Source organism: Flintibacter faecis, from assembly GCF_014287875.1.
GTDB classification, from domain to species: Bacteria; Bacillota; Clostridia; order Oscillospirales; family Oscillospiraceae; genus Lawsonibacter; species Lawsonibacter faecis_A.
Genome location: NZ_JACOPN010000006.1, coordinates 140,416 through 153,794 on the forward strand (window position 1 = coordinate 140,416; position 13,379 = coordinate 153,794).

The following is a 13,379-nucleotide window of genomic DNA, read 5'->3' on the forward strand; positions in this document are numbered from 1 at the left end:
CTAACATAAGAGAAAGGACAAAAAGGAGGTCATCTCTATGAAGCGGTTTTTCCTTACCTGGTGGAAGCTGCTGTCTGTGCTCTCTCTGGGTGCTGTTATCTTGGGAACAGCCATCTGGCACACCACCCGCCCTGTCGTTCTGGACCCCGAAGCGCTCACCCTGTCCCAACTGCCTCCCTCCTGCCCCGGCACCCAGCTCCGGCTAGAACTGTCTTCCCACCGCATCAGCACTGCCACATTCTTCAACGGCAGCGATCTGACGTTTTATCACGGGGACCCGCCGGACTACTGCGGCGTTGACGTGCAGCTGAACGGCCAGTGGTACGATGTACCCTGCCGGGACTTTGTCACTGCCGGCACAGGAATGACGATCGCTCCCGGAGAGCAGTATGCCTTTACGCCGCACATGGAGCCCTATGGAACATTGCCCGATGGTCATTACCGGCTGTGCTTCGGCTATTGGCAGGATGACGGCTCCGGTCCGCTGCAGGACGAACTGTTTTATGTCTCCGCTGTCCCGTTCGACATTCAGCGTGGGCGTTACGTCTCCGCCGAATTGCCCTGAAAAACAAAAAACCCACACCCTTCGGTGTGGTTTCTTGCGTGGGTTTTTAATTTTGCGTTACCGCTCGCTGGCCACGGTCTTTTGATTCTCATAGATCAGGTCCTCCAGGTCGGCCAGGCTGCTCCAGTTGGTTCCGTTCATATCTTCAACCTCCTTTCTCTCTTGTTCTGCCCCTATCATACGCTTTCGGGCGGAGGAAAGCAAGCAGAAAAAGGTTAATAAATTGTTAAATATTTGTGTCCTTCCTCTCCGTTTTGCAGCATTGTGTGCAAAAAATGTGCAGAAAGGCGAACATATCACGAAAAGAAGGGATCGTGTCAGTATGTCTCACCAGACCGTTATTGTTCTGGACTTCGGCGGACAGTACAACCAGCTCATCGCCCGCCGGGTCCGTGAGTGCAGCGTTTACTGCGAGGTCAAGCCCTACACCACTCCCCTGGCCGAGCTGAAGGCCATGGACCCCATCGGCATTATCTTCACCGGCGGTCCCAACTCCGTCTATCTGGAGACCTCCCCCCACGTGGACCCTGAAATCTTCACCTGGGGCGTGCCCATCCTGGGTATCTGCTACGGCTGCCAGCTCATCGCCCACACCCTGGGCGGCCAGGTCACCGAGGCTCAGGACGACTCCGCCCGAGAGTACGGCAAGACCCAGACCTATTACAACACCGACTGCAAGCTCTTCAAGGGTCTGCCCGCTGAGGGCGTGTCCTGGATGAGCCACGGCGACTATATGGCCAAGGTGCCCGAGGGCTTCGCTCTGGTGGCCCACTCCGACGCCTGCCCCAACGTGGCCATCGCCGACGAGAAGCGGGGCTTCTACGGTGTGCAGTACCACCCCGAGGTAAACCACACCGAAAACGGTGTGAACATGATCCGCAACTTCCTGTATGAGGTCTGCGGGGCCAAGGGCGACTGGACCATGGGCGACTATAAGAACACCGCCATCGCCGCTGTGCGGGAGAAGGTGGGCTCCGGCAAGGTGCTGCTGGCCCTGTCCGGCGGCGTGGACTCCTCCGTGGTGGCCGCCCTGCTGGCCGAGGCCGTGGGCAATCAGCTCACCTGTGTCTTTGTGGATCACGGTCTTATGCGCCTGAACGAGGGCGACGAGGTAGAGGCCGCCTTTGCCAAGTGGGACATCAACTTTGTGCGTGTGGATGCCGAGGCCCGCTTCCTGGGCAAACTGGCCGGGGTCACCGAGCCCGAGCGCAAGCGCAAGATCATCGGCGAGGAGTTCATCCGGGTCTTTGAGGAGGAGTCCAAGAAGATCGGCAAGGTGGATTTCCTGGCCCAGGGCACCATCTACCCCGATGTCATCGAGTCTGGCGCAGGCAACGCCGCCACCATCAAGAGCCACCACAACGTGGGCGGTCTGCCCGACTATGTGGATTTCAAGGAGATCATCGAGCCCCTGCGCCTGCTGTTCAAGGACGAGGTCCGTCAGCTGGGCCGTGAGCTGGGCCTGCCAGAGTATCTGGTCTCCCGTCAGCCCTTCCCCGGCCCCGGTCTGGCCATCCGCATCATCGGCGACATCACCAAGGACAAGGCGGACACCCTGCGTGAGGCGGACTTTATCTTCCGGGATGAGATCGCCAAGGCCGGCGAGGACAAGAACCTGAACCAGTACTTCGCCGTGCTGACCAACACCCGCTCCGTGGGTGTTATGGGCGACGGACGGACCTATGACTACACCCTGGCCCTCCGTGCCGTCACCACCAGCGACTTCATGACCGCCGACTGGGCCCGCATCCCCTACGACGTGCTGGATAAGATCTCCGTCCGCATCGTAAACGAGGTCCAGGGCATCAACCGCATCTGCTATGACATCACCTCCAAGCCCCCGGCGACCATTGAGTGGGAGTGATTTCAGAGGCCCGGAAAAGCCTGATATGACTGGGCTTTTGAGGGGTTAAAGCCCTCCGCGGCAACGATTTGGCAACAGTTTTCATTATTCCAAAGATAAAGAGCTGCCTGATTTTCGCAAATCAGGCAGCTCTTTTTGTTTTACTTCTCTTTGCCAGGGTTCTTTTTCAATTCTTCTACCAGCAGATCACTGAGGCCCTGAGAAGGGACAACCTTGTGCCAGTGGCCTGTGGTATCAAACTCCGGGTAGCGATAACGCCAGCGGTCGTAGTCCTCTTTACTGATTTCCCCCGACTTCAGCTTGGCCGCCTGCTCTCCCCAGGCGCAGAGCATCTCATGGAGCCTTGCTGCGTCCTTACCCTGGAACACATCCACCCGAAGCTGTATCTCTCCGTCGCATTCGCAAATTTTCAGGCCATAGCGATCCTCCAGGGTAAAGAGAGTGTGCATAAGCCCCACATAGGAGTCTATGTCCGGCACGGCCAGGGCATGGGGAGAGACCTCCAATATCTGTGCCAGTGCGGCAGTTAGGTCTGCCTTGGGCGTCCGCGACCCGTTCTCGTATTGGGCAAGGCGGACATCGGCAGACTTCTCCGGGAAGCCCAGCGCCATACCAAGATATTTCTGCGTCATGCCTCGCAGGGTACGGAAAAAGTGAATGCGCTCTCCAATCGCCATAACGGCCAACTCCTATCTGGATTCTTGATAGATTCAGCATAGCAGAAATGTTTAGGATAGTCAAGAAAATTCTAAACAAATTTATTTAATATTTTTCTGCAAACCGCTTGACTTTAACTGTTATGCTTAGTATAATGAGGATGATATAAGCAAATAAGTTTAAGTCGAGTAAATTTTGCAAATTGAATACCCTCCAAACGGCGAAAAAATGTCCATTGTAAGGTGAGAGGGGGAATTTCAGACACTGAAAAACTGAATGACCGTCCGACAGATACTTTCTCCGGGGAAGCAGGCGACGATATGAGCGTGCCAAGGAGAAGAACAAACGGCACAGCGCCGGGAAGGGTTGCCTGCCAGAGTCTGAAGGGTGAAACGGCAAACGAGAAGCGATTACGGCAAGGAAAGGAAGGTATTTTTGTGTATGGCAGAAAAACAGTCGTTTATGCGAGTCGATGAAGTGGCGCAGGAATTGGGCGTTTCCAAATCCTATGCTTACAAGATCGTACAGAAACTCAATGCGGAACTGAAAAGCCTTGGTTACTTGACCATATCCGGCAGAGTCAACCGAAAGTTCTTCTATGAGAAGTTGTGCTACGGCGAAAAGGAAGGGAGGGGTATTGATGGCGGTCTATAAGGAAGAAAAGACCAACACCTGGCGGGCGGTCTACCGCTATACCGACTGGAATGGTGCGCGCAAGCAGACCCAGAAGCGGGGCTTCAAGACCAAGCGGGAGGCACAGGCATGGGAGCGGGAGCAACTTAATAAATCCACTGCCGACCTGGACATGACCTTTAAGAGCTTCGTGGACCTCTACACGGCAGACATAAAAACCCGGCTCAAGGAGAATACCTGGGCCACCAAGGAACATATCATCCGTACCAAGCTGCTGCCCTATTTCGGCAAACTGAAAATGTGTAAAATCACAGCCCAGCAGATTATCACCTGGCAGAATGAGATGCTGAACCACAAGGACGAGAACGGCAAGCCCTATTCGCCGGTCTATCTCAAGACCGTCCACAACCAACTCAGCGCCATCTTCAATCACGCGGTGCGATATTACAATCTGCGGGAGAACCCCTGTAAAAAGGCCGGGAGCATGGGCAAAAAGAAAAACCGGGAGATGCTGTTCTGGACCAAGGATGAGTATCTGAAATTTGCGGAGGCCATGATGGACAAGCCCCTCTCATTCTATGCGTTTGAGATGCTCTACTGGTGCGGCATCCGGGAGGGCGAACTGCTGGCTCTCACGCCCGCTGATTTCGATTTTGAGAAAGGCACCGTATCCATCAATAAATCCTATCAGCGGCTGAACGGTCAGGACCTGATTACCACGCCAAAGACGGAGAAAAGCAACCGTGTCATCACCATGCCGCAGTTCCTGGCGAATGAGATCCAGGACTATCTCAAAATGCTCTACGGCATTGGGCCGCATGACCGGATGTTCACCGTCACCAAGAGCTATCTCCACCGGGAGATGGAGCGGGGCGCGAAAGAGGCTGGGGTCAAGCGCATCCGAATCCACGACATCCGGCACAGCGCGGTGTCGCTTTTGATTGATATGGGTTTCTCGGCCACGGCCATTGCAGACCGGGTAGGCCATGAGAGCATCGACATCACTTACAACTATGCGCACCTGTTTCCGTCCAAGCAGGCGGAAATGGCGGATAAATTGAACATGGAAAGGGGTAATTAAAAATGTCGGCAAAGAATTTGGACAAGCACAACCGCTGGCGGAACAAAACGGTAGCTTTTCGCGTTTCGCCGGAAGAGGACGAGCTGCTAGAAATCTTTGTCAAGCTGTCCGGCCTGACGAAACAGGACTACATCACCCGGCGGCTGCTGGAAAAGGAGGTCGTGGTGCAGGGCAATCCCAGGGTCTACAAGGCTTTGCGGGACCAACTTGCTGCTGTGCTGGACGAGCTGCGGCGCATTGAGGCCGGACAGGGCGTAAACGATGAGCTGCTGGACACCATCCAGATGATTGCAACTATTATGAATGGAATGCAGGAGGAAGCTGCCTATGGGAATTGACGCAAAAGAAAAGACTGCCCGAAGCACATCTGTTGGCGCAGATGAAAGGCAGTCCATTCAAAAAGATTTTGACAATAGTATACCCACTTCGGAGGCAAAACGCAACGGGGAAATGGAAAATTCTACGGAAAGTCTGGAAGAAATGTACCGCAAGATGCAGCGTATGGCTGACCCGCGTTATCTGCACACGCTCACCATGACCGAGCTGTTTCAGACCTCCTACAAAAGCCGCCCGCCCATCATTGAAAATTTGCTCCATTCGGGGGCGTATCTCCTCGCGGGTGCGCCTAAGATCGGCAAGTCGTTTCTAGTGGCGCAGATCGCCTACCATGTCAGCACCGGGGAGGATTTGTGGGGCTGCAAAGTCCACCAGGGAACCGTCCTTTACCTAGCGTTAGAGGATGATTTCCAGCGCATCCAGAACCGGATGTTTATGATGTATGGCGTGAACGATACCCCGAATCTCCACTTCGCCACCGCTGCCGGAAAAATCGGGAACGGTCTGGACGAGCAGTTGGAGAATTTCATGCGGGAACACCCGGACACCAAACTCATCATTATTGACACCATGCAAAAAATCCGGGAGGTCGGCGGCGAGGCGTACAGCTACGCCAGCGACTATGAGATTATCGGCAAGCTCAAGCAGTTTGCGGACAAACATTGTATCTGCGTATTGACCGTCCACCATACCCGGAAGCAACCCGCCGGGGACGCTTTCGAGATGATCTCCGGCACCACGGGCCTGCTGGGCTGTGCGGACGGCTCACTGCTGATGCAGAAGAAAAAGAGAACCGCATTGGAGGCCACCATTGATGTGGTAGGCCGGGACCAGCATGATCAGATTCTCTACTTGAAAAAGGACCCGGAAACGCAGATTTGGAATTTGGAGCGCATGGAAACGGAACCGCGCAAGGAACCGCTAGACCCTGTGTTGGAAGCGGTGGCCCGGATGGTCAATGCCGGTCAACCGGAGTGGACGGGCTCTCCCTCGGAGCTGGCCGCAGCGGTGCAGGTGGGCATGGCGGCAAATGCGCTGACCAAGTATCTGAATGTCAAATCCGGCAGGCTGCTGGAAGAATATCATGTGAGCTATGAGAATAAGGCGCGCCACGCCGGACGACAGGTAAAGCTCACCTATATGCTGGTGGAAGCTCCGGCCTTTGAAGTGGTCGAGGATGGGCGCGACGGTAGCGACGGTTGCAACGGTGAAAATGCTGCCACCCAAACAACCGTCGCTATCGTCGCAGCCGTCGCGGAAAGGAGCGGAAGCAAATGAAAAATGTGCAGATTCCCTATGACTTGTTCGCGGCGCTGGTGGAATATCACCTCGGCTATGATGACGAATACGAGGATGAAATCCGGCAGGGATTGGAGCGGAAGCTGGACACCCTGGTGCGGCATGAACTTTATGCAAAATATAAAACTGCGCCCAGCGCAGAAGAACGGGAACAGGCCCGGCAGGCGTACCTGGACCGGCGCGGCGTGTTCCCGGATTTCCGCTGGTAACAGGGATTTACTTTCATACTAATCCAGCAGACGAAATTAGCACCAAAGTCAATCTTCTCCCTGCTGGCATGGACAGGAGCGTGACACGCTCCTGTGGCTGGCGGACAAGGTGAATTGACCATCAACGCATCTTCCGTATCCCCCGTCCCCATCGGAAAATCCGCAGATTTGGAGATGGCTAAGGCCGGGAGAATCCGGTGGGTTTTCCCGGCCTGTGGACGGCGGAATCGAAGCAAACGGCAGTTGCGAAAAGGCCGCCGGTCACACCGCATTTTGAGGCTGTGGGTATCACCTGCAAGCCGAAAAAGGCGGCGAGGCTCCCGCAGGAGCCGCATACCCCCTCGGAGAGCCCACGATACTTTGCAGCCGCAGGATGAAAGTATCATAGTGGGTTATTACACTTCCGCAGAAGTGCATCCCCCAAAAGCTACCCGCATCTCAACCGCCCTTGTGGGGCGAGAAAGGAGTTCTATGGCAAGAGGCGACGGTATCCATCGTACCAGCGCAAGAAACATGAGACTGACCACAACCAAACTGAAAAACGCACAGCAGCACAACGAGCGTGAAAAAGAATCGTATGTCAACCAGGATATAGTCCCGGAACGCTCCCATCTGAATGTTCACTTCAAGCAACCGGACAGCGGCTATCTGGAACAGTTTGAACAAATGGAGGCGGACGGGTTTATCTCCACACGGGGCATCAAAGAGGATGCTTTCCGCTACGGTGAGCTGATCTTCGATGTAAATTCCGCCTACTTTTTCAACCACGGCGGATATGACTTTGCAAAACAATTTTACCACGACGCCTATCAAGCCGCAATCAAAATTGTGGGCGGCGAGCAGTACATTCTGTCGGCAGTCATGCACGCCGACGAGCGCAACCGGGCCATATCCGAGGCGCTGGGGCAGGATGTATACCACTACCACCTTCATGTGGTCTATATGCCGGTGGTGGAGAAGCAGATTCGATGGTCCAAACGCTGCAAGGACAAGTCGCTGGTGGGCAAGGTAAAAGAAACGGTCATGCAGGTCAGTATGAGCAAGAAGTGGGCCTCTAAGCCGGTTCTGGATGAGGTCACCGGCGAGCCGCTGAAAACGGCAAAGGGCAAGCCTGTCCTTAAAAAATCATACAGTGTGTTGCAGGACGATTTCTTCCAGTATATGCGTGAGGCCGGATACGCGGATTTAGAGCGCGGTGAGCGCGGCAGTTCTGAGGAACATCTGACGGTGACACAGTTTAAGGTGGAAAGAGAACAGGCGCGGCTGGCGGAGCTGCAAACAGAAAAATCGGAGGTTCAGGCGGAGATTGGCCAGCTTCGGACAGATAAGGCCGAGGCCGAGAAGGCAGCCAAAGAAGCACAGACCGAACTCCGGTTGTTGGCTCCCAAACTCAAAAGCATGGAGAAGCTGGCGGCTGAGTATTCCTCCGACCCGGAGGACCTGCTGCCACTCCCCGATAGAATGGAGTCCGCCAAATCTTACCGGGAGAAAAAATCCAAACCGCTGCTGGAGAAAATCGTCAAGGTAGTGTGCTCCGTTTACCGGGCTTACCTGGATGTCTGTCAGAAATTCGAGCTGTTGCAGCGCAAATATGATACGGAGGTCCCGTATTTGAAGGAGCAGTTGGCCGAGGTCAAGGGTGAAAATGCAGAATTGCAGGAAACCGCCAGAGACTATCACCGGCTGTGCCGGGCCTATGGGCCGGAGCGGGTAGCCGAAACGGTGGCCGCTGTCAAGCAGCAGGAACAGGCGGAAAAAGAGCAGAAACGCAGTCAAAAGCGGCGGCATGACCGGGATGAGCGGTAATCCCGTGTGGAGCTGAGAAAATAGGATTTTTGCTGATAGAGTCACCTGAACTGAATCATGTATCGTCCGGACACTTTCTATCCGAAAATCCGCTTACTTTTGCAGGTGTAGAGGCGGAGAAAATTTGTGAAAATACGGAGGTTTTATGAGAACAGGTCTTTCCAAGAAGCAAAAGACAACCAGCGTCTTTTTTGACGAGGCAAGCCCTATCATTGAGGTGTGTACCTACAACACTTCCCTCAAAAACCGTTTGAACGAGTATGCGGGAAAGTATCCGGCCGAGTGCCAGTTGGTGGATGATGACGAAAATGGATGCCTCACATTTGAGATCAGGAAGGGGCGGTTCAGTTTCAAGCTGAACGCCCCATACAGCGCAGAGCGCCGGAAGGCGGCCAGTGAGCTGGCAAAGAAGAATATCCAGAACTTGCAGCAAGGCAAGAAGTGACGGCACGCCGCCCGTGGGGAGAATGTTTCCCTACGGGCGGTTTTTTCTGTTTTTGATGCTCATGTTTTTGTGAGATTATCTTGAATATTCGTGCCTGACGTGCTATAATAAAAACGAATTCGACAACGAATGGAGATTTCGTTATGCCGGTTAGCTATGATAAGTTATGGAAAATGCTGATAGATAAGAAAATGAATCGTACTGACCTAAAAGATGCGGCTGGTATCAGCTTCAATGTTTTGGCCAAAATGGGACGGAACGAGTTTGTTTCAATGGAAAGCCTGCATAAAATCTGCCACACCTTATCTTGTGATATAGGCGAAATCATGGAGTTTACTGACAATGACGAACACGAATAGCACCAAAGTTTCCCCGTTTTACGGAATTACCAGGAGAGATTACTTTATGCAGCAACCATTGACTTGCGTTGAGATTTGTGCCGGCGCGGGTGGACAGGCTCTGGGCCTTGCTATGGCGGGCTTTGTCCACGTCGCCCTTGTGGAATATGAAGCTGACTATTGCAAGGTTTTGAAAGAAAACCGTCCGGAATGGAATGTCATTTGTGCCGATGTCCACGATTTTGATGGGCATCCATATAGGGGCGTAGACTTGCTTGCTGGCGGTGTTCCGTGTCCTCCTTTTTCTGTGGCAGGCAAACAGCTTGGAAAAGATGATGAACGCGACTTGTTCCCGGAAGCGATCCGGCTTATTGAGGAAATTAAACCAAGAGCAGTCATGTTGGAAAATGTGCGTGGGTTCTTGGACCCTGGATTTGATGAATACAGGGAGCATATCTTCTCCGAAATCAAGAAACTTGGCTATGTAACTCACATTAAATTGCTTAATGCATCCAATTTTGGAGTTCCGCAGTTGCGGCCAAGGGTTGTAATTGTTGGAATACGGAAAGACCAGCTTGGTGCATTTGCTTATCCCGAAGAAAAGCCTGACAGTGCGCCCCCAGTTGGGAAAGTGCTGTATGACTTGATGGCTGAGAACGGATGGGAAAAAGCCAAGGAATGGGCAGCTCATGCAGATCGGATTGCTCCCACCTTAGTCGGCGGCTCAAAAAAGCATGGCGGGCCCGATCTCGGCCCCACACGGGCCAGAAACGCATGGGCCGAACTAGGAGTTGATGGACGGGGGATTGCCAACGAAGCACCGTCTGCTGGATTCGAGGGAATGCCCCGATTGACAAGCCGAATGATGGCCAGAATTCAAGGATTTCCAGACACATGGACCTTTGGCAAACGAAAGACGGTGGCTTGCCGCATGATTGGCAACGCTTTTCCGCCCCCGGTTGCCCAAGCAGTAGGAGAAAAAATTAAGGAGTGTCTTGAGTATGGATGCGCTTATCGCCAAAGCTCGTAAAGAATACCATAGCGAATTATTGCATCGTGGAGTGTTAGCTATTAACGCTCAGGGTATTGCTACAAACGCTGATAAAGATAGTGTAGCCTCTGTAAGCATTGCAAGAGGGATTGCGGATAGGTTGCTGGCTGAAACAGATGAACGTATAGCGGGTCAAACATCAGGTAAGGCGTTTGAAGAAATTACCATGATGTTCATTAAATCTACTTTTCCCAAATTACAACACCTCCGGCCTGGTAAATGGGAAATTAAAAAATTGGGGAACCGCAGTAAGATCAAGACTTCTGCTTTTGCTCAGTACGAACACTTGGCTTATCTCACTGAATTGACAAAAGCAAACAGAAAGCTATCTGCTATGATTGGAAACGATTATATGGTCGCTCCTGATATTGTTATCTATAGGGGACTATGCACCGACGAAGAGATTAATACACCCATGCTAGTGGTGGATGATACACTTAGCAGAATGGCAGATTTACGAGAGGCCAATGGAGGCAAAGCTATTCTTCATGCGTCCATCTCGGCAAAGTGGACCATGCGCTCTGATCGGGCTCAGAACAGTAGAACGGAAGCTCTAAACCTTATACGCAATCGGAAAGGGCATCTTCCTCATATCGTAGTTGTCACAGGGGAGCCGCTCCCTTCAAGAATATCATCGCTGGCGTTGGGGACCGGGGATATTGACTGTGTCTATCATTTTGCTTTGAATGAGCTAATTGCAGCTGTAAATGATTATGATCATGACGATATAAAAGAGATGCTAAAAACTCTTGTCGAGGGTAAGAGATTAAAAGATATTTCCGATCTACCCCTAGATTTATCTGTATAATGGCTGATACGATTTCTTCTGACCGGAGAAGTAAAATCATGTCCCACATTAAGAGCAAAGATACCAGCATTGAGATGATGGTACGCCGCCGCCTCTTTGCGATGGGATACCGGTATCGTGTCAATTATAAGGCGCTTCCAGGCAAGCCTGATATTGTCTTTACCAAGAAGAAAATAGCCATTTTTATTCACGGGTGCTACTGGCACGGGCATGACTGTGGAAGCCGGTATGCCCATACGAGTCAGTCAAACAGAGCATATTGGGGCCCCAAAATAGAGCGGACAAAGCAGCGGGATCAGGAGCATATTCAAGAGCTGGAAGCCCTTGGGTGGAAGGTTGTTGTGCTTTGGGAATGTCAAATAAGAATGAATTTGGAAGACGTTCTTCAAAACTTGGTAGATGAATTACACAGAAAATAGCCTCTAATTATTTGTGTATTTAACTGAGTACTGCGGCATAATATTAAGGAGGACAATTATGAGTAGTGAGCTTCGGAGAAAAAGCGTAAACGAGGTGGCAGTTACGCAGTACGATATCAGTGTTATTCCAAATGACTTTAATATTACAACTATTTTCAACTTGATTGATTCTGGCGCAGTTGAAATGCCTGTATTTCAGCGTAATTATATTTGGGACAAGAAGAGAGCATCTCGGTTTATTGAATCGCTCATCTTAGGACTCCCAGTTCCGCAGATATTCCTTTATCAAAAAGAAAGAAATAAATTTTTAGTAATTGATGGTCAACAACGGCTTCTTTCCATCTACTATTACATTAAGCAAAGATTTCCACTTGTTGAAAAGCGTGCGGAATTAAGAAAAGTATTTGACCTAAATAATGGCATCCCTGACTCCATCTTGTTCAATGATATGTATTTTCAAGATTTCAAATTGCAATTGTCCAAATCTGAAAACGGAGAAAAAAATCCTTTAGATGGATTGCGTTATAATACGCTTGGGCTATATAAATCAAATTTTGAATTTATGACAATACGATGCATGGCTATTCGTCAAAATGAGCCTAAAGAAGATGATAGTTCTGTTTTCGAGATTTTTAGTCGTTTAAATACTGGTGGAGTAAATCTTAGCAATCAAGAAATTAGAGCTTGTCTGTATTATTCAGATTTCTTCAGAATACTAAACATTCTTAATCAGAATAGTATTTGGAGAAATATTTATGGTAAGCCAGAAGATGGGAAATTTAGGGATGTAGAAATTATATTACGTTTATTTGCGTTACTTTGTGATGGTGAAAATTATAGTGGCTCTATGAATGGTTTCATAAATCGCTTTGCAAAAAAGGCAATGAACTATTCAACAAGTGAAATAGAATATTTTGAAAATCTTTTTACTTCATTTTTAGAATCATGTTCAGAAATTTCCAGAGAAACTTTTGCCACTAAAAAGGGGGAGTTCAATGGTGCGTTATTTGACTCCGTCTTTGTTGCAACGGTAGATAGATACTACAAAGAAAAGTCGCTAGTTGGTGGAAAAACCCAGCCTGATAAGATTAATGCGTTAAAGAAAGACGTGGAATTTGAAGAGGCAATTACACACAGTACTTCCCATACTAAAATGGTTAAAAAAAGACTGGAAAAAGCTCGTGAATACTTGCAATAATACATGGTATAAAGCGAGGTTTATACTATGTATAGTGCAAAGATAAAATCTTTATATGATGAGTATGGTGAATTAATCGAATTTTGTAGATCAAATGGTCAGATCTCATTTGAGCTATATATCAATGATACCTACAAAAAAGCGTTGCTTCTTTCCGCGGCAAGCTACTTTGAGGCTGTAATTACGAGGGCTATCCATGACTTTGTAAATGGTAAACCACGTAATAATCCAGAAATTGTAGCGTTTGTTGACAACAAGGCGGTAAAGCGTCAGTATCACACTTTTTTTAATTGGGATGGAAAGAACGCCAATCAGTTTTTTGGATTGTTCGGCGACACATTTAAGCGCAGGGCTAGAGAAGAGATTCAAACTAAAAGTCTTGATGACGCTGAAGTTGCTTTCCTGTCAATTGGCCAAGAACGAAATCGATTAGTGCATCAAAATTATATTGAGGCGCAGATCAACGATACATTTGAAGAAATTTACATTAAATACGAAAAAGCGTGTGATTTTGTCGAGTTAATAACTCAACTTCTGAGTGTGTAACATCTTGTCCAAAATTCATGGCAACGCTATGGCAACAAAAAATCAGATAGCCTCTACTATCTGAATAATGAAAAGAATACCAATAATCTGAGCTAAATCCCATAAGCAAGTTCGTTTAGAATAT

At 50.1% G+C, this 13,379-nt stretch carries 17 protein-coding genes; 15 read left to right on the forward strand and 2 right to left on the reverse strand.

Going from position 1 to position 13,379, the window contains the following annotated elements; translation table 11 throughout:
- Positions 1–37: 37 nt before the first annotated feature.
- Positions 38–565 carry an immunoglobulin-like domain-containing protein gene (locus H8S55_RS09730; RefSeq protein ID WP_186878810.1) on the forward strand — a complete coding sequence of 176 codons (528 nt, stop codon included), beginning with the start codon at positions 38–40 and terminating at the stop codon, positions 563–565.
- Between the two features lie 57 nt (positions 566–622).
- On the opposite strand, the gene H8S55_RS14370 is transcribed toward H8S55_RS09730, so the two are convergent.
- Entirely contained in the window at positions 623–745 is a 123-nt protein-coding gene (locus tag H8S55_RS14370) for a hypothetical protein (RefSeq protein WP_255654140.1), read from the reverse strand.
- A gap of 142 nt (positions 746–887) precedes the next feature.
- Between H8S55_RS14370 and guaA the strand changes: the two genes are divergently transcribed.
- Positions 888–2,429: a glutamine-hydrolyzing GMP synthase gene (guaA, locus tag H8S55_RS09735; protein WP_147563212.1), complete on the forward strand. Its 1,542-nt coding sequence runs from the start codon at positions 888–890 to the stop codon at positions 2,427–2,429.
- Positions 2,430–2,569: 140 nt separating this feature from the next.
- Here the strand turns inward: guaA and H8S55_RS09740 are convergent, their stop codons facing one another.
- Positions 2,570–3,106, reverse strand: a complete 537-nt coding sequence (locus H8S55_RS09740) for a helix-turn-helix domain-containing protein (RefSeq protein WP_186878811.1) — start codon at positions 3,104–3,106, stop codon at positions 2,570–2,572.
- Between the two features lie 421 nt (positions 3,107–3,527).
- Between H8S55_RS09740 and H8S55_RS09745 the strand changes: the two genes are divergently transcribed.
- The 13 genes from H8S55_RS09745 to H8S55_RS09805 all read left to right on the forward strand — a co-directional run bounded on the left by H8S55_RS09745 (position 3,528) and on the right by H8S55_RS09805 (position 13,255).
- The gene (locus H8S55_RS09745) at positions 3,528–3,740 is read left to right on the forward strand and encodes a DNA-binding protein (protein WP_186878812.1); all 213 of its coding nucleotides are present in this window, start codon (positions 3,528–3,530) and stop codon (positions 3,738–3,740) included.
- Positions 3,727–4,800 carry a site-specific integrase gene (locus tag H8S55_RS09750; protein ID WP_186878813.1) on the forward strand — a complete coding sequence of 358 codons (1,074 nt, stop codon included), beginning with the start codon at positions 3,727–3,729 and terminating at the stop codon, positions 4,798–4,800. The genes H8S55_RS09745 and H8S55_RS09750 overlap by 14 nt, the downstream gene beginning before the upstream one ends.
- A gap of 2 nt (positions 4,801–4,802) precedes the next feature.
- A complete protein-coding gene (locus tag H8S55_RS09755) occupies positions 4,803–5,138 on the forward strand; it encodes a plasmid mobilization protein (RefSeq protein WP_186878814.1) in 336 nt (111 codons plus the stop codon).
- Positions 5,128–6,414, forward strand: coding sequence for an AAA family ATPase (locus tag H8S55_RS09760; RefSeq protein WP_186878815.1), 1,287 nt, complete (start codon positions 5,128–5,130; stop codon positions 6,412–6,414). Before H8S55_RS09755 ends, H8S55_RS09760 begins: the two co-directional genes overlap by 11 nt.
- Positions 6,411–6,644 (forward strand): complexin-2, encoded by a 234-nt coding sequence (locus tag H8S55_RS09765; RefSeq protein WP_186878816.1) that lies wholly within the window; start codon positions 6,411–6,413, stop codon positions 6,642–6,644. Before H8S55_RS09760 ends, H8S55_RS09765 begins: the two co-directional genes overlap by 4 nt.
- A 471-nt stretch (positions 6,645–7,115) precedes the next feature.
- Positions 7,116–8,450 carry a plasmid recombination protein gene (locus H8S55_RS09770; RefSeq protein ID WP_186878817.1) on the forward strand — a complete coding sequence of 445 codons (1,335 nt, stop codon included), beginning with the start codon at positions 7,116–7,118 and terminating at the stop codon, positions 8,448–8,450.
- Positions 8,451–8,595: 145 nt separating this feature from the next.
- Positions 8,596–8,895 carry a hypothetical protein gene (locus H8S55_RS09775; RefSeq protein ID WP_186878818.1) on the forward strand — a complete coding sequence of 100 codons (300 nt, stop codon included), beginning with the start codon at positions 8,596–8,598 and terminating at the stop codon, positions 8,893–8,895.
- A 143-nt stretch (positions 8,896–9,038) separates the two neighbouring features.
- Entirely contained in the window at positions 9,039–9,254 is a 216-nt protein-coding gene (locus tag H8S55_RS09780) for a helix-turn-helix domain-containing protein (protein WP_021659469.1), read from the forward strand.
- Positions 9,255–9,300: 46 nt separating this feature from the next.
- Entirely contained in the window at positions 9,301–10,263 is a 963-nt protein-coding gene (locus tag H8S55_RS09785; protein WP_186878819.1) for a DNA cytosine methyltransferase, read from the forward strand.
- Positions 10,235–11,092, forward strand: a complete 858-nt coding sequence (locus tag H8S55_RS09790) for an NgoMIV family type II restriction endonuclease (RefSeq protein ID WP_154039725.1) — start codon at positions 10,235–10,237, stop codon at positions 11,090–11,092. The genes H8S55_RS09785 and H8S55_RS09790 overlap by 29 nt, the downstream gene beginning before the upstream one ends.
- Positions 11,092–11,511 carry a very short patch repair endonuclease gene (locus tag H8S55_RS09795; protein WP_186878820.1) on the forward strand — a complete coding sequence of 140 codons (420 nt, stop codon included), beginning with the start codon at positions 11,092–11,094 and terminating at the stop codon, positions 11,509–11,511. Before H8S55_RS09790 ends, H8S55_RS09795 begins: the two co-directional genes overlap by 1 nt.
- 58 nt (positions 11,512–11,569) lie before the next feature.
- Positions 11,570–12,709: a GmrSD restriction endonuclease domain-containing protein gene (locus H8S55_RS09800; protein WP_186878821.1), complete on the forward strand. Its 1,140-nt coding sequence runs from the start codon at positions 11,570–11,572 to the stop codon at positions 12,707–12,709.
- Between the two features lie 27 nt (positions 12,710–12,736).
- Complete coding sequence (locus H8S55_RS09805) at positions 12,737–13,255, forward strand: HEPN domain-containing protein (RefSeq protein ID WP_186878822.1); 519 nt, start codon at positions 12,737–12,739, stop codon at positions 13,253–13,255.
- Positions 13,256–13,379: the final 124 nt, after the last annotated feature.